The organism is Bifidobacterium sp. WK012_4_13, assembly GCF_041080835.1.
Taxonomy (GTDB): Bacteria; Actinomycetota; Actinomycetes; order Actinomycetales; family Bifidobacteriaceae; genus Bombiscardovia; species Bombiscardovia fermentum.
In genome coordinates, this window is the sequence record NZ_CP129683.1 from 180,579 (window position 1) to 196,835 (window position 16,257).

The 16,257-nt window shown below is 57.3% G+C and carries 15 protein-coding genes; 12 read left to right on the forward strand and 3 right to left on the reverse strand.

All coding sequences use genetic code 11. From position 1 onward, the window contains the following. Positions 1 to 30 precede the first annotated feature (30 nt). Entirely contained in the window at positions 31 to 825 is a 795-nt protein-coding gene (locus QN062_RS00695) for a tyrosine-protein phosphatase (protein WP_369341731.1), read from the forward strand. Next, positions 822 to 2,012, forward strand: a complete 1,191-nt coding sequence (locus tag QN062_RS00700; protein ID WP_369341732.1) for a family 1 glycosylhydrolase — start codon at positions 822 to 824, stop codon at positions 2,010 to 2,012. The genes QN062_RS00695 and QN062_RS00700 overlap by 4 nt, the downstream gene beginning before the upstream one ends. A gap of 93 nt (positions 2,013 to 2,105) precedes the next feature. Here QN062_RS00700 and QN062_RS00705 read toward each other — a convergent pair whose 3' ends face one another. Continuing rightward, positions 2,106 to 3,134 (reverse strand): LacI family DNA-binding transcriptional regulator, encoded by a 1,029-nt coding sequence (locus QN062_RS00705; RefSeq protein ID WP_369341733.1) that lies wholly within the window; start codon positions 3,132 to 3,134, stop codon positions 2,106 to 2,108. Positions 3,135 to 3,416: 282 nt separating this feature from the next. Between QN062_RS00705 and QN062_RS00710 the strand changes: the two genes are divergently transcribed. The 8 genes from QN062_RS00710 to QN062_RS00745 all read left to right on the forward strand — a co-directional run bounded on the left by QN062_RS00710 (position 3,417) and on the right by QN062_RS00745 (position 11,111). Next, a complete protein-coding gene (locus QN062_RS00710; RefSeq protein ID WP_369341734.1) occupies positions 3,417 to 4,451 on the forward strand; it encodes a substrate-binding domain-containing protein in 1,035 nt (344 codons plus the stop codon). An 8-nt stretch (positions 4,452 to 4,459) separates the two neighbouring features. Beyond that, entirely contained in the window at positions 4,460 to 5,227 is a 768-nt protein-coding gene (locus tag QN062_RS00715; protein ID WP_369341735.1) for an ATP-binding cassette domain-containing protein, read from the forward strand. Next, positions 5,224 to 6,231 carry an ABC transporter permease gene (locus tag QN062_RS00720; RefSeq protein WP_369341736.1) on the forward strand — a complete coding sequence of 336 codons (1,008 nt, stop codon included), beginning with the start codon at positions 5,224 to 5,226 and terminating at the stop codon, positions 6,229 to 6,231. Before QN062_RS00715 ends, QN062_RS00720 begins: the two co-directional genes overlap by 4 nt. Next, complete coding sequence (locus tag QN062_RS00725; protein WP_369341737.1) at positions 6,228 to 7,283, forward strand: phosphotriesterase; 1,056 nt, start codon at positions 6,228 to 6,230, stop codon at positions 7,281 to 7,283. The genes QN062_RS00720 and QN062_RS00725 overlap by 4 nt, the downstream gene beginning before the upstream one ends. A 1-nt stretch (position 7,284) precedes the next feature. Beyond that, positions 7,285 to 8,037: a glutamine amidotransferase gene (locus tag QN062_RS00730; protein ID WP_369341738.1), complete on the forward strand. Its 753-nt coding sequence runs from the start codon at positions 7,285 to 7,287 to the stop codon at positions 8,035 to 8,037. 17 nt (positions 8,038 to 8,054) lie between these two features. Then, positions 8,055 to 8,702 (forward strand): hypothetical protein, encoded by a 648-nt coding sequence (locus QN062_RS00735; protein WP_369341739.1) that lies wholly within the window; start codon positions 8,055 to 8,057, stop codon positions 8,700 to 8,702. 83 nt (positions 8,703 to 8,785) lie between these two features. After that, on the forward strand, positions 8,786 to 10,003 hold the full coding sequence (locus tag QN062_RS00740; RefSeq protein WP_369341740.1) for a M20/M25/M40 family metallo-hydrolase: 1,218 nt from the start codon (positions 8,786 to 8,788) through the stop codon (positions 10,001 to 10,003). A 25-nt stretch (positions 10,004 to 10,028) separates the two neighbouring features. Further along, complete coding sequence (locus QN062_RS00745; protein ID WP_369341741.1) at positions 10,029 to 11,111, forward strand: M20 family metallopeptidase; 1,083 nt, start codon at positions 10,029 to 10,031, stop codon at positions 11,109 to 11,111. 12 nt (positions 11,112 to 11,123) lie between these two features. On the opposite strand, the gene QN062_RS00750 is transcribed toward QN062_RS00745, so the two are convergent. Beyond that, complete coding sequence (locus QN062_RS00750) at positions 11,124 to 12,443, reverse strand: MFS transporter (protein WP_369341742.1); 1,320 nt, start codon at positions 12,441 to 12,443, stop codon at positions 11,124 to 11,126. Between the two features lie 356 nt (positions 12,444 to 12,799). Continuing rightward, positions 12,800 to 13,339, reverse strand: a complete 540-nt coding sequence (locus QN062_RS00755; protein WP_369341743.1) for a MarR family winged helix-turn-helix transcriptional regulator — start codon at positions 13,337 to 13,339, stop codon at positions 12,800 to 12,802. Positions 13,340 to 13,590: 251 nt separating this feature from the next. On the opposite strand from QN062_RS00755, the gene QN062_RS00760 reads away from it, so the two are divergent. Both QN062_RS00760 and QN062_RS00765 read left to right on the forward strand, forming a co-directional pair. Further along, positions 13,591 to 14,871, forward strand: a complete 1,281-nt coding sequence (locus tag QN062_RS00760; RefSeq protein ID WP_369341744.1) for a phosphotransferase enzyme family protein — start codon at positions 13,591 to 13,593, stop codon at positions 14,869 to 14,871. Positions 14,872 to 14,930: 59 nt separating this feature from the next. Then, positions 14,931 to 16,253 carry an aminotransferase class III-fold pyridoxal phosphate-dependent enzyme gene (locus QN062_RS00765; protein WP_369341745.1) on the forward strand — a complete coding sequence of 441 codons (1,323 nt, stop codon included), beginning with the start codon at positions 14,931 to 14,933 and terminating at the stop codon, positions 16,251 to 16,253. Positions 16,254 to 16,257: the final 4 nt, after the last annotated feature.

Below are 16,257 nucleotides of genomic sequence, written 5' to 3' on the forward strand. Positions count from 1 at the left end.
CTTTCAGCTTTCGAGGATAGTTTATTGAATATGAATAGCATTGATGGATTGAGCAATTTCAGAGACATCGGCGGACTGCCATTGGTCGAAGGCGGAACCACTGTCAGCGGCCGCCTCCTGCGTTCGGATGCCCTCCAGCATCTGGACGAAGCTGGAATGCGCCAGCTGAGGGCAATACCCGTATGCACCATCGTCGATCTACGCTCTCCCGCCGAGGTGAACCATGCCCCGGAGCCCGACATTCCCGGGATTCGGCGTGACGGCATACCGTTGCTTGGTGGTGAGACGGAAAGGATCATGCGGACTGCCATGCTTTCCGGCACGGGGATTCAGGCAGGGAACGTGCTTCGGGAGATGTACATGAGCATGATTCGGAGCGAAGGCAGGTCCCTGGCTCGTGTGGTCACGGTGACGGGAGAGACCCTGTCTTCGGGCAACGGGGCGGAATTGGTGCATTGCACTGCCGGCAAGGATAGGACTGGAATCGTCATTGCGCTTATTCTCAGCGTGATTGGGGTTCGGCGTGAGGCCATTGTCGATGACTACGCAAAGACGCAGGAGAACCTGGCGGGAGACTGGTTCCGCACCATGCTTGATTCGTTGCACAGAAATGGCATCGATCTCGACGAGGAGCTTCAGCGGCTTCTGATACTGAGCTCCCCGGACATCATGGACGATGTGCTGACGACGATTGATGGCAGATACGGCTCTGTAAGGGAATATCTGGCACTGCAGGGCATTCGGGATACGACGATAGACGAACTCAGATCCGCGCTGGCCCCAGATTCAGAGCAGGCGAATCGAGAGATGCGAGGAGTCAGATGAAACGGTTTCTGTGGGGTGCATCGTCTTCCGCATTCCAGACGGAAGGCAATAATCTTGCATCGGACTGGTGGCATATCCCCGTCGGAAGCGGCGACGGCATGATTCAGGAAGCCTCGGGAGATGCCGATGATTCGTATCATCGCTTCGACGAGGACATCGCCCTGCTCGCAGATGCAGGGCTTAACGCGTATCGATTCTCGATAGAGTGGGGAAGGATCGAGCCTGTCAGAGCCCAGTTTTCTCAGGCGGAGATCGACCATTACCTGCGGGTTCTCGACTCCTGCAGACATCACGGCATCGAGGCGGTCATAACGCTGCACCATTTCACCAATCCGACATGGTTCACTGACCAGGGCGGATGGCTCAATGATGAGGCGCCGAAGTTGTTCGAGAGCTATGTGCGTGCAGTTGAACCAATTCTCGCGGATTCCGCCGTGCACTATGTAGTCACCTTCAACGAGCCCAACCAGCTTGCGAGTCTGATCGGGCTCATGGACCCGGAGAACCATGAACCATTCGACCCTGACCGCATGCCGATTCCCGATCGTCGTGCAGTGTCCAATCTGCTTGCCGCTCATCTCCGGGCAAGGTCAATCATTCATGAATGCGGCGATGAGGCAGGCTGGTCCCTTGCGTCGCCTGCATTCGAGACCCCTGATGGAAGGCCTGTCGCCGATCTCAGCGGTGAGGGGAAGACATATGCGGATCGGAGGGAAGGTGATTTTCTCAGACTTTCCCGCGATGACGACTTCATAGGCGTTCAGGCATACACTCGGCATCTTGTGAATGGCGATGGGCCATTGGGCATCCCATCGGACGCGCGACTGACCGCTAACGGCTGGGAGTATTATCCGCATGCCCTTGCCACAGCGCTTCAGGCCACGGCGGAGATTGCGCGGATCCCCATCCTCGTCACTGAGAATGGCATTGCCACCGACGATGACGATCGGCGGATCGATTACATGCGTGATGCCCTCGATGATGCCGCACGGGCCGCAGAATCCCTGGAGGTCCCGATCCTGGGATATCTGCATTGGTCGTTGCTGGACAATTACGAATGGGGAAGCTATGCGCCGCATTTTGGTCTTGTGGCGGTCGATCGTGGCAACCATTTCGTTCGGCATCCAAAGAAAAGCCTGAAATGGCTCGGGCGGCATTGTCTTGACTGCCCGTCCGGTCTTGCCTGAGCATGATGGTCTGCCACGATGCCCCGATCGATTTCATATGCAATTGACTGTGATATGCAATCGATGGTCATATGCAATCGAGCGGCGTGTGGGTCATGCAGAGTCCCTCGCCACAAGATTGGGCATGAGCGCGATCTGCGAGTATGTTCGTGGGCTTGCATTGCGTGACAGTGTGATGAGTCTGACGGCTTCCTGTGCGATGCGTGCGACTGGCTGTGCAATGGTGGTGAGTGCGGGTTCGCTGAGCTGACCGAACAAGGTGTCGTCAAAGCCTGTGACCATCACTTCGCCTGGCACTGAACGATGATCTGCACGCAGAGCATCCAGCACTCCCAGAGCTATCAGGTCGTTCGCGCATACGATCGCGTCAGGCATGGATATGCTGGAGCGTCGGGACGAGGATATGATGCTGCGGGTCGCCTCGCGTCCCCATTCGACGCTATAGTCCTTCAGCAGGGTCCACTCGGACCTGGTCGGAAGCCGATGCCTGGCACATTGCTCATTGAAGCCTTCAAGCCTGTCGCGTGCGGAGGAATTGTTTGTCGATGAGCCGATGAATGCGAGCGATTGCGCTCCACGGTCCACCAGATGCTCAACGATGAGCCGCATCGCCTGCCTGTCGTCGATGCCGACCCAATCGCAGTCCTCCATATCGACTCGCTGATCGACCTGGACGAGAGGCACCTGTCCGACCATCCGGCATGCCTCGACGCTTTGTCGCTCGTCGCAAGGGATGATGATGATGCCGTTCACATTTCTTTCCAGCAGACTCGTGATGCGCTCGCGTTCGATGTCGGGCTCCATATGGGAGGCGCAGATCAGCATCTCCTGACCTGCGGCATTCACGACGTTCTCCAGTTCCTCCGCCAGTGCGGCAAAGAATGGATTGCTTATCTGAGGCACTATCAGTCCGATGGTGTCTGACTGGTCCCGCCGCAGTGCACGCGCAGCATGATTGCCCAGATAGTTCAGTTCCTTGGCCGCCTTGCGGACGGCGAGCTGGGTTGCGTCGTTCTTCTTGCGCTTTCCAGACAGTATTCTCGATACCGTGGCCGTGGAAACGTGCGAGCGACGGGCGACATCGATAAGTGACGGAGCGCCTTCGTGTGAACAAGTAGTCATCATTCCTCATCGTAATGGTTGAGCCGATACTCGACCCGGGGCATATCTACGACATGCAGTTATGGTAATCGATTACATATAATCATACGACAATATGCGTAATCTGACGTTTCAACCAATAATGTTCAAGAAATTTGGCTGAAACTCGCAAGAAATAAATAACTGTTTTTATGTAATCGATTACAGGAAATGAAACGATCTTCATGTCGTTACTCAGACATCACCTGTTATCGAGGGGACTTCAACCATTCACGAGCTTTCCATCCGAAGGGGAAGAGAATCATGATAAAAGGCAAATCGGCATTCGCCATTGCGATATCCGCTGCAATGATCCTAAGTTTCAGCGCCTGCGGTGACGGCGGTTCTTCGTCGGCCGCATCCACAGGCGCGAGCGGCACATCCTCATCCGTGAAGCGTCCGCAGCCCACCGACGTTCCCACGGCCTGCAAGGTCGATGGCAAGACCCTTACGATAGGCGTGGTGAGCATCGATGAGCAGACCGCATTCTTCAACCAGCTCAATACCGGCATCAAGGACGTGGCAACGATAGCCGGGGCGAAGATCAACTTCGTATCCGGCAAGGACGATGCCGCTACCCAGGTGACAGGAATCGAGAATCTCATGTCGTCCAAGGTCAGCGCATTGATCGTCGACCCCTATGACATGAATGCGCTCGTCCCCGCCTTCAAAAGCGCCAAGGCAGCGGGAATACCGGTTGTCTCCGTTGATGGACAGGTCGCGGACGCGAGTTCATATGACGCCCAGGTCGGCACCGCCAACAAGGAGGGCGGTGCGGAACTTGCAAGCACCATGCTGAAGCTTTCGGGTGGCAAGGGCGCCGTCGGCATCGTAGGCGCACTCAACAGCACGATTCAGATACAGCGTCAGGAAGGCTTCGAAGATGCCGTCAAGGCTGGCGGCATGACGATATCCACGGTCGTGGATGGCCAGAATCAGGCGGATAAGGCACAGACTGCCGCCGAGAATCTCCTGACGGCGAATCCGAACCTTAAATACATCTATGCGACCGGTGAACCTGCCTTGAATGGTGCAATCGCGGCAGTGAAGAGCCAGGGCAGACAGAACGACGTCCAGATCGTCGGATGGGATCTCTCGCAGACCTCGGCATCCGCTCTGACGGCAGGCTTCGTCAAGGCCGTGGTGCAGCAGAACTCCTTTGGATTCGGTCAGGAGTCGGCCAAGGCCGCTATCAACCTCGCCTGCGGGAAAACGGTGAAGAAGGATATCTCGGTACCCATCAACATCGTCACGTCGGCAAATCTGAAGAAGTATTCGTACTTCCTCAAGGAATCGTGAGGCCGGCGATGAGCGCAGAGGATATGTCACGGAATCAATCACTGGTTGAGCTTCATGGAATCACCAAGAACTACGGTGTGCTCAAGGTCCTTCGCGGTGTCGAGCTCAGTCTGCTCAGGGGAGAGGTCCTTGGGCTGATCGGAGACAATGGTGCCGGGAAGTCAACCTTGATGAAGGTCCTCTCAGGAACGGTGACTCCCGATTCGGGGACGATATTGGTGAAGGGCGATCCACAGCATTTCACCAATCCGAAGGAGGCGAGGAAGCAGGGCATCAGCATCGTATATCAGGATTTGGCATTGTGCGAGACCCTTGATGTCGCCTCCAATCTCTTTCTTGGCAGGGAACCCACCAAGGGACCGTTGATCGACAAGACGACGATGCATAGGGACGCCGCGAACATTCTGAACGACTTTGGCGTTCGGGTCAAATCCACCCATCAGAAGATACAGGAACTGTCTGGCGGGCAGCGCCAATCGGTTGCCATTGCAAGGGCGGCATCGATGAGTCCACAGATTCTCATCCTTGACGAACCCACGGCCGCCCTGGCCGTCGCCGAGGTCGAATCGGTGCTCAGGCTCATTCATGACGTAGCGGCCCAGGGAGTGGGAGTGATTCTGATCACTCACCGTCTGCAAGACATCTTCCGGGTATGCGACCGGGTCGCTGTCATGTACGAGGGGAAAGTCGTCGAGGAGTCATCGATCGAGGGACTGACGATGGATCGCCTGGTCTCGATGATTACTCAGGAAACCTCGAAAGAAGGAGTGGCATGAATTCCACACAGGTCAGTGGTAGAAAACGATCCATATCGACATTGCTGGAGAAGACCGACAAGTCGCTGCTGCTGTTGATTGTCCTTACCCTCGTCGTGCTCGTGGCATTCTCAGTGGCGTCGCCAGACTTCATGACGCTTGCGAACATGAGAAACATCGCCGTTCAGGTGGCCCCAGAGGCAATCGTGGCGGTGGCGATGACCTTCGTGATCACGGCAGGGATGATCGACCTTTCTGTCGGCTCGATCCTGGCCCTGTCCACCGTCGTCAGCGCACTCGTTCTCAAGACGTCCGTCGATTCCAGCGTCGGCATTCTTGCAGGCATCGCGGTCGGCGCCCTGTGCGGTGTGATCAATGGATGGTTCTCGAGCTATCAGAGAATGCCATCCTTCATCGTCACACTTGCAACGATGTCTGCGATGCGTGGCGTTGCGCTGCTCATCACCTTGGGCTATTCCATTCCCATCGCTGCCGGACGGTGGTTTACCCAGCTTGGACAGGGTCGGTTCCTTGGGCTCGGCATACCAGCCTGGATTGCACTGATCGTGGCGATCGTCGGCATGGTCGGACTGCATAACATGCGCTTCGGCGAATACATCACCGGCATAGGCTCCAACGAGGAATCCGTCAGACGCGCTGGCGTCAACACGAACGGCATGAAGATGATCGCCCTGACGCTGTCTGGTGCTGCGGCTGGATTGGCCGGGGTGATCACGGCAGCCAGACTCGGAACCGGCGATGCGAATTCGGCGACCGACTTCGGCATGACGGTCATCACGGCAGTCGTCATCGGTGGAACTGACCTGCTCGGTGGCAAGGGCTCGGTTCTGGGATCGCTCATTGGCGCGATCCTGCTGGGCATGATCACCGATGGCCTCACATTGCTCAACCTCAGCCCATATATCATTCCGGTGGTCACGGGCGTGCTGCTTCTCGCCGTCATCTGGGCGAATCTCCATGGGGTCAGCGTTGCGGCGTTCGTCAAGAAAAGGATGAGATCATGAGCCATGGCGCGGTCGCAGTCCAAACGGTGTGCGGAACCGTTTCCTCTGATGCTCTTGGCTTCACCCTGCCGCACGAGCATCTGCTCAACGATATGGCCAGCGGGAATCTACAGCCCGATCCGTTGCATCCAGATCTGCTCGACAGGAAGGTCACGCCCGAGCTGGCGTGGATTCTCAGGGAACATCCGTATGGGTGCAGGGACAACTGCGGGCTTGACAGCGTCGACGATGCGATTGACGAGTGCAGCCATTTTCGAGGCTTGGGCGGCGGAACCGTCATTGAGGTCACTCCGCAAGGTCAGGGCCGTGACAGACTCAGCCTCAGAAAGATCTCGCAGGAATCGGGGGTCACCATCATATCTGGCGGCGGTTGGTATCTGGAGCAGTTCCATCCCGATGAGACACGCGTCGATGACATCGACGAGCTTGTCGACATGCTCTACGAGGACTATGTCAATCCCAGCGATGGCATCGCGTCCGGCGTGATAGGCGAGATTGGAATCTCTCCGAGAATGACCGAACGCGAGATCAAATCACTGAGGGCGGCCTGCAGATTGCAGCGGAGGATTCATCTTCCGATGTACGTTCATCTTCCCGGATGGACCAAGCTGGCCCGCGACGTGATTCGAATCGCGCTGGACGAGGAGGAAGTCCCACCACAGGCACTGTGTCTGTGCCATATGGACCCATCCGGTGACGATCCTGAATATCAGTTGGAGCTGGCGTCGTCGGGCGTCCATCTGGAATTCGACATGCTGGGCATGCCCTATAACTATCGCTACCCGGGCGAAGGGCAATCGCCGTCCCCCGCTGAGACGACGGTGGCCGTGAAAAGGCTCATCGACAACGGATATGCGCATAGCCTGCTGTTCAGCCATGACATGTTTCTCAAGTCAATGCTGAGAAAAAATGGCGGCAATGGCCTGTCATATGTGTTTGAGTTCCTTGAACGGCTTGCTATCGCCGGCATTGACCCGGCAATCATTCACAGCGTGAACACGGAGAACGTTCGAGAGTTCTTTGAACTGTCGATGGATGCGGAAGAGGATTGAAATGAAGAAAGTACTGCTGGCCGGCGAAAGCTGGATGATACGGACTACGGAAACCAAGGGTGTCGACGAGTTCACCGTGTGCTCCTATGAGGAGGCGGGTATCGAGCTCAAGGCGGCGCTGAAGGGGGCCGGATATGAGGTCGAGCACATGCCAGCACATATGGTTCCCACAGCCTTCCCCGAGACCTTCGAGCAGCTGGATGCCTATGACCTGGTCATCCTTTCGGACATCGGCGCGAATTCTCTGCAACTGGCGCCGGACGTTTTCCAGCATTCGATAGTCGGGAAGAATAGAATCCAGACGCTGAGCTCATGGGTGCGTGAAGGCGGTTCGCTCCTGATGATAGGGGGGTATCTTTCGTTCACAGGCTTCGAGGCCAAGGCCAACTATGCGAATACTGCGATCACCGACGTTCTGCCGGTGACCCTGCTTCCCGAGGATGACAGAATGGAGCGTCCCGAGGGCGTCGATCCCGTCGTGCTCCATCCCGAGCATCCTGCCCTTGGCGATGCCGGAGAATCATGGCCACGCCTGCTGGGCTATAACAAGGTCGGACTTCGCGATGGCGCCGAACTGCTGGCGGTGGTCGGTGAAGATCGCGATCCTCTGGTCGCCGTTTCGCAGCAGGGCAAGGGACGTTCGGCAGTCTTCACGAGTGATTGCGCACCGCACTGGGCGCCGTCAGAATTCTCGCAGCAGTGGGATGGATATAACCGTCTGTTCGCGGGTCTTGCGGATTGGCTGACCGAGTAATGGGCGAGGGATCGTCAGTGACCCGCGCTCGACAGCTGCTCATGAATTGCAGTGAGGCCTTCGATAGAAGCAGAAGCTGCAGGTTCATCAAGGATGCCAGTTCGGGTCAGTTGGATTCACAGGTATGGCAGTCATACATCGCACATGAATTGCGCTTCGTATGCACTGTTCAGGGTTTGATGGGCGAACTCATCGTGGCAGCCCCAAGGCACCGGATTGAGGATTGGAGGGGCATCATCGCCGACCTCAGGGATGTGCAGCTTCCCTATCTCGCCGGTCTGCTGAATCTGAGCGCCAAGGAAGTCTCTGGTCTCAAGTCTGACGACATTCTGAGCGGACATGTGACCAAGATCGTGGGCGCGGGAGGGTACCCTGCGTTTGCCTCATCGATGTTTGCCGCGGAGAACCTCTACCAGCAGTGGTGCTATACGGCCTGGAAGCAGCATAGGACCACGAGGTTCCCGGCCCTGCATGACTGGATTGGCATGCATGTGAATTCGGACTTCCATCGATCCGTGTCGTTCTGGAATGAATCGGTCAATGAGATCGATGACCGCATCCAGGACAGACGACTGGAAACGTGGTGCAACGGCATGCTCGAAGCGGAATCCGATTTTCACGACAGTGCCTATGGGCCTGGTTCGTCCAGGTCATGGATGCGATGATGCTGCTGTGACATACGACCCCAGTGGATTCCATGGATGTATTCCATGGATGTGAAGGGTCATGAACTATGAGAGGGAATGTGATGTCTGATTCGAATGTGAGCCTTACGGATGAGATCGCCTATGACGAATTGACCAGATTGGTCTCCTTCGGCTGCCGCTTTCACGGCACGAAAGGCAATCATGATGCCGCCGATTGGATCTGCGCAGAGCTGCTTGAACGCACCGGGTTGCAACCTGAACTGCAGACGGTGGACCTGCCGGCATGGGATCCAGGTACGCGTCATGGGATTGACCTGGTCGCCCCTGTGCAGCAGCATATCGAGGCATGGCCCATGCTCTGGAGCGGCGCCACCGCTGGCACGGTGCATGCGAGCGTCGAGTATCTCGGACCTTGCGGCCTTTGGGGAGACTCGATGGTCTGGAAACGCTTCGTGGCTCTCGACGCAGACGGGGAGCCTGTGGGGTATGTGCTGAGCAGGGATGCGGGTCCTGCTGCACCGCAGCCTCTGCCGGCTGGCTACGATGCGACATTGCCTCATCTTTCCATATCCCATGAGGATGGCGAACGCCTTCTCGAATGGATCCGTCAAGGAATCGTTCCTGAGATATCGTTCGCATGCGATTGCAGCGACGGCGGCAACGCAATCTCGGACAACATCATCGTCGACATTCCAGGAACGGATGGCATTGCTGTGAATGGCACTGCTGTGGATAACACCGCTGCGCCATGCGTCGTGCTGTGCGCCCACTACGATACGTATTACAACACCCGCGGCGCCTATGACAATGGCAGCGGAACCATTGCGCTTCTCGAACTTGCTCAGGCCCTGGCATCCCATCCCCGCCCCTATCGAGTCCGCATCATCTTCTTCACCGCGGAGGAATGGCATCTTGGAGGGTCCCGGCACTATGTGGAGCATGCGTCGGATCTTAAGAACATCCACTTTGTGTATAACATCGACGGGCTTGGACGTGCGGACTTCGTCGAACTGTTCTCGGCACCGGAGGATCTCGCCTATCGCTTCGATTCCGAGGTGAAGGCATACAACCGGGACTCGGGACGCGACATGGATGTGATTACCAGGTTCCCACCGATGAAGGGGACCGACGATGCCAGTTTCCATATGGCGGGAGTCCCGACCGTGTATATGACGATCAACGACAGGGAGAGACTGCACCAGCCGAACGATCTGCCTGAGATGCGGTCGGCTGGCAACATCGTCTGGGCGGTGAACATGGTTTCGACTATTCTTGATCGCATTCCCAGAGAGACGCATATGGAAAAGCCGGTGTTGTAGAGTGAGGCAATCGGAAGGGGTCGGCATGGTCGATGAATGCGCAGAGATGACCGAGCGAGCGATTGAGCTCGCCAAGAGACTGATAGCGATGCCATCCGTCTCCGGTTCGAGGGAACAGGACTCGACCTTCGGTGCGATTCTCGAACGAGTCGCAATGATTCCGGGTGCCTCGGTACGAATCGCGGACAATCGCATGAGCGCCATCTGCAGGACGGGCGTCGACGATGGTTCGCAGTCCGTCGTTTTCGTCGGCCATATCGACACTGTGCCTCCCATGGACCTGCAGTCATGGCAGAGCCCTCCATGTGAGCCGGAGGTGCGCGAGGGGCGTCTGTTCGGCAGGGGATCGTCGGATATGAAGAGCGGCTTGGCCGCGGCCTTGGCAGTGTTCGAACGGGCCTGTCATGAATCCATTCCCTGCGTTGTGGCAATCACCAAGGATGAGGAAATCGGCTGCCTTGGAGCGCCCTCTGCCGTGGAGCTGCTTGACGGTGTGAACATCGCGGGCATGGTCATCATGGAATCGACGGACAACATCATCAGATTCGGGCATAGGGGAGCGCTATGGCTTCGAGCCACCTCCATGGGGAAGGCGGCGCATGGGAGCAATCCAGGTCTTGGAGTCAATGCGATTCTGCGCATGGCCCGGGCGGCGTTGCAATTCAAAGGCATTCCACTGGAAGACGATCCTCGCCTTGGCGCAGAGACCTGCAACCTGGGAACCATAGCCGGAGGAGAGGTTCCCAACATCGTTCCCGACCGTTGTTCGGCGACATTGGATTTGCGAATCGTCGGCGACCACAGTGCCGCGATAGTCGGCTATCTGAAGGGACTCGACACCATTGACGAGGTGGAGGTCGAGCTTTCCCTCGCACCGGTCTGGACCGATCCCGATGATTCATGGGTGGCATCGCTTCGTGGGAGACGCGATCTTCAGCCCGTCACATATTTCACTGAGGCTTCCATCTTTGCCGAGCGTCTGCGGCGGCGCGTTCCCATCATCATCTGCGGGCCGGGCGATCCGACATGCGTGCATGGGGTTAACGAAAGCGTGCCAGTGGATGCAATCGCCCATGCGGCTGAGCTCTATTGGAGCTATGTCTCATAGTGGAGCTGACGCTCACGGCATGTCGGTGTCCTTGGCGTGAGCGTTGTCCGTCAGCAGGGTCGATTCGCGAACGCGAATGGCAGCGAATGCCGCGACGACCATCAGCGCGATCATCACGCTCAGCGGGATGGCCATGGACTTGTTCGGCAGCTGAAGGCCATACATCAGCAGAATGAAGAGGATCCCGGTCACTTGGCCCGATCCCATGAGCAAGCCATATGAGGTGCTCTCCGGTATCGGATAGGCGATCTCCGTGCCGTATTCGAAGATGAGTGGCCCTGCGCCCATGATGAAGAATCCAGCGAACGCGCCACACGTCACCAGCAACGGATATGCGCTCATATAGGAGAGTCCTGCGATGGCTGCGATCGCGATCGTCATCGAAAATACGATGAACGTCTTGCGGCGACCCGTTCGGTCGCTGGCAAGCGGCAGCACCACGCCGCCGATGATGATGGCCGTTCCGATGACACCGCTTTGATCGCTGTCTATGCCGTGCGAGACGAACATGTCTGATAGTGCGGTGAGCAGTGCGTTGAAGACTCCGAGTGCGATCATCACGGCGACAAGCAGCAGCATATAGTCATGATTGTGACGCAGCGCCATTGCGTCACGAAGGGAAAATCTGCCGTCACGTTGCGCCTTCGGGCCTGCGGGGACCTTGGGCTCCTCCTTCATCAATGCCACGAGCAGCAGGGAGCACGCCACAGCGGCATATCCCATGCCTTTGAGCATGCCTCCCATCCCCAGCGAGCGATACAGCCCCGGGGTCGTTGCGGTCGCCACGGCGATGCCGACGTAGCCTGCAACGGAACCGATGCCGGTTACCGTCGCACGCTGATTGACCGGGAACCAGTTTGCGGCCAGCTTGGTCAAAGGATTCATGACGAATGGCTGGGCGATGGCGAGGCCCAATTGGCTGAGAACCACCAGGGGGAAGCTCCAATACAGCAGTCCGCGCGTCAAGGCGAAGACCGATGTCAGCAGCGCCGCCAGCGCGAAGCATGCGCGGATTCCCTTCCGATCACAAAGCATCGACGCTGGCATGGAGAATATGATGTAGGCGATCATGTAGCTCATCGACAGTGAGGCGATCGCCAGGGGAGTGGTGTGATAGAAGGCCGCTGCCTGCGGGGAGATGGTCGAGAAGGTCAGCCAGTACATCTGCGTGATGGCGAACATCGGTATTGCCGCGATCAGCACGACCCATCGATAGGGTGAGGTCGCATAGGCGGTTCCGCCCCTTGTGCCCGTTGTATCCGCTGCGGCATCATTCGTGGCGGCAGCCGACGGATTGGACGCGATGCCGGCTTCATATGCTCTCGATGTCATGCGATATCATCTCCTCCATTGCTGTCGCGGTGCCTCATGCATGTCTTGGATGCGTGAGACGAACCGGCAGTGTCAACCGTTGCAGCGCATTCATCGAGAGGAACGACGAGACAGTGCGATGAATCCCGCTGATCGCGATTCAAATGAATCCAATTTGATTGTGTGCGATTGAAACTGGAGTATACACATGAAAGACATCGGCAAAGCGCACTGTGTTTCCGCTACGTAACACCGTCATGGGCACACAAGGATTGCGGTCCGCGGCGCCGGATGGCCGGACATGCGTGGTCGCCGCACCGTCGGGAATCTCGAAGCGATGCAGCTGGGCGTGGAGCGCTGACTGAGTGAGGGATCCGCTACTCGGAAAGATTGCTCAACGACTTGCGCAGCAATCGGAAGAGCGTCACGGCCTCGCTCTGCGTCAGTCCCACCCTGGAAAGAATCTGACCGGAGATGCCGATGGTCTTCGCACGGAGCGCCAGACCCTTGGCGGTCAGCTCGACGTTAACGCTGCGTTCGTCGACCTTCGAGCGCCGACGTGTGATGAATCCCTCGGCTTCGAGTTTCTTGAGCAGGGGAGTGAGCGTCCCTGAGTCAAGGTACAGAGTCGTTCCAAGCTCCTTCACGTTGGGAGCCCCGCCTTTGCGGCCCTTGTCGCGATTGTGTCCTTCGCGATCGTGTCCTTCGCGATCGTCTCCTTTGCCACCGTCTTCTTCTCCGTCGTAGGCATCCCAGAGCGCAATCATCGTCAGATATTGCGTATAGGTGAGATTGAGCGGCTCAAGGTATGGGGTGTAGGCCTTGATGATTTCCTTTGAGCATATGTACATGTAGCGGGGCAGCTGTCGTGGATCGTCGAGAATGTCGAATTCGTTGAAGGTGTCGGTCTGCGTCATGAGTCTGCTCCATCTGCTTTTTCCGTACCAATAGTACGTAAGGGGTGCCAATTGCTCGAATCCAGGTGCCAGCGTGGCATTTCGAATGGCGTGTGGTCGTCGTAACCCCTCGTTTACGGGGAGGATATCGGGAGGACTCACGCCATCGCTATTATAGATTGTATACAATTTAATAGTATGATATGTGGTACGTTCTCCAGAATGATCGCGGTTCAACGTGCGACTCATCACGATGTTTCCTAGGAGGGTCTATGATATCGGCAGCGCAGCAGCACTTCAACGAACTGCCTCTTGAGCGCCAGAAGGCTCACTTCTTTGACGTCGCCTCCAGAGCGTTGTCTCGCTGGGGATACGATGCGCAATCATGTGAGATCACGCTCCTCAACCTCACGGAAAACGCCACATTCCGGATTGACTGCCATCGTAGCGAGAGCGGGCGTGACCAACGCTTCGTCATGCGCGTGCACCGGCTTGACTATGCGCAGAGCGACTCCATCGAGGTCGAACTCCAATGGATCGAGGAATTGCGAAAGGTCACGGAGCTTCGCCTTGCCACCCCGATTCCGGGGCTCGACGGTAATTGCATACAGAACATCGACTGCCCTGATATCGGCACTCAGCGCAATGTGGTCTGCTTCACCTTCGTGTCAGGAAGCGCACCACGCGATTCAACGGATGACACCGAATCGCTCAGCAAACTGATGCTTCGACTTGCATCGATGCCTGATTCGCTGACCATTCCGCTCACCCGTGGCGCTGCGATGCTCTACGATGCGATCGGGACGCGAGGCAAGCTCAACATCGCCACGACGGGCGGAGGCAAGGCAACGACCCTCTCGCCGAATGACGAGAGGCTGTATCGTTCCATCGGTGCAATCGCAGCGATTCTCCGCCGCGACTCCCTCTCATGGACCCCAACTCATCGTGCCGACATCGCGCATCGCATCGAATGGAATTGGGATGCGACCTTCGGGGAGCAATGGAACAACTATTATGGAAGCCATTATTGGGACATTGACAGCATGCTCAGCAGACATGACATCGAGGCGATTGACCGCTGCCGCGATCTCATGAAGCGACGTCTGAAGGCCTTCGGCACATCGCCCGAGCGCTATGGGATCATACATAGCGATCTGCGTCCGGCGAACCTGCTCGATGACGACGGCAGCCTCGCCGTATTGGATTTCGACGATTGCGGCTTGGGCTGGTACATGACAGACATCGCCGGCATCGTCGGATTCATGGAGCATCGACCTGATCTGCCTGCGGTTTTGGATGCGATCGTGAGCGGGTATCGCACGGTGTATCCGCTTGACGAGCAGGAGGAACGCGAGATACCGACCTTCATCATGATCCGCAGGATCGGTCTGTTCGAATCCCTGCTCTATCACATGACCAACGCGGATCCGGGAAGCAACGAGGCGACCACCATCACACCGGAGCTTGTCGCATTCGTTGGCAAGGGGACCGCGATTCTGGCAAGGAAATACGTGCGACACCACCGTCTGGATGATCGGCCAGGGGCTCGGTAGCCTTCCTCGCGGGGCCTTCATCCCATAACCATGCAAATTCGCTGACAAGGAGCATCATCATGAATCCAAATACCACTGATACAGCCCTTTCCACACAGACATCCGGGGAAGGCCTTGACACTTCGGGGCAGAAGGCAACCGAAGCCATCTATGACAAGGCGCGTGAGGAATGGAATCCCTCGCGGGTGGACCTGTTCCGCAAATATGGCCTTGAGATTGTGCTCGGGCCCCGGCATGGATACGAATTCGAGGATCTTGCGTCCGGTCGCACGATCATCAACATGCATATCAACGGGGGCGTCTTCAATCTTGGCCACTGCAATCCTGAGGTTCGGCAGGCCCTCGTCGAGGGATCGGAACGTTATGATGCGGGAAATCATTATTTCCCCTCGCAGGTCAAGATGGACTTCGTCGATGCGCTCCTGAAGGTATCTCCCGATTACATGCGCTATGTGAATGTCAATACCGGTGGTGGCGAATCCATCGATTCGGCCATCAAATTCGCCCGCCATGCCACAGGACGCAGGCGGGTCATCACCGTGCACGGCTGCTTCCATGGAGCAACGGGCTTCGCCATGCAGGCAGGGCCCCAGGATCAGGCGGCATTTTTCAATTCGACGCCGAACCCGGACGAATTCAGCCAGGTCGACTATGACGACCTTGACCAGCTTGAAGGGGTGCTGCGTCAGAACGACACCGCATGCGTGCTGCTGGAGAGTCTGCCCGCCACCGCGGGATTCCCCATTCCTCATGAAGGATACTTCAAGGCTGTCACCGAGCTGGCACATCGCTATGGTGCCCTGTATGTCGCGGATGAAGTGCAGACCGGTCTCATGCGAAGCGGCACCATGTGGTGTTCCGTCGGCTATGGTGCCGAACCGGACATGATCGTTACTGGAAAAGGTCTGTCGGGAGGCTACTATCCGGTAAGCGCAGTTATCATGAACGACCGTGCCGGGCAATGGCTCAAGGATGACGGCTTCGCGCAAACCACATCGTTCAGCACCTCCGAGCTTGGCTGCTACGTGGGAACCAAGGTCCTTGACATCACTTCGCGAGAGTCCACCCGACGCAACGTGAGCAGGCTGAGCGAACTGTTCTCGAACCGTCTGGCTGAAATCCAGTCTCGCCATCGCTTCCTTGCAGGCGTGCGCCAACGTGGTGTGATCATGGGACTGGTGACCGCTCATCCTGAAGGCTCGACCGCACTGATGGCAGCGCTCTATCGCAACGGGGTGTGGGCGATGCGGGCCAACTTTGACCAGCGGGTGCTGCAGTTCAAGGCAGGTCTGCTGATGAACGACGACATGGCAAACACAGTGCTTGATGCCTTGGACGTGTCACTGGGGCAGGCCGCTGCCATGCTCGGCGTGGAGGACTGACACG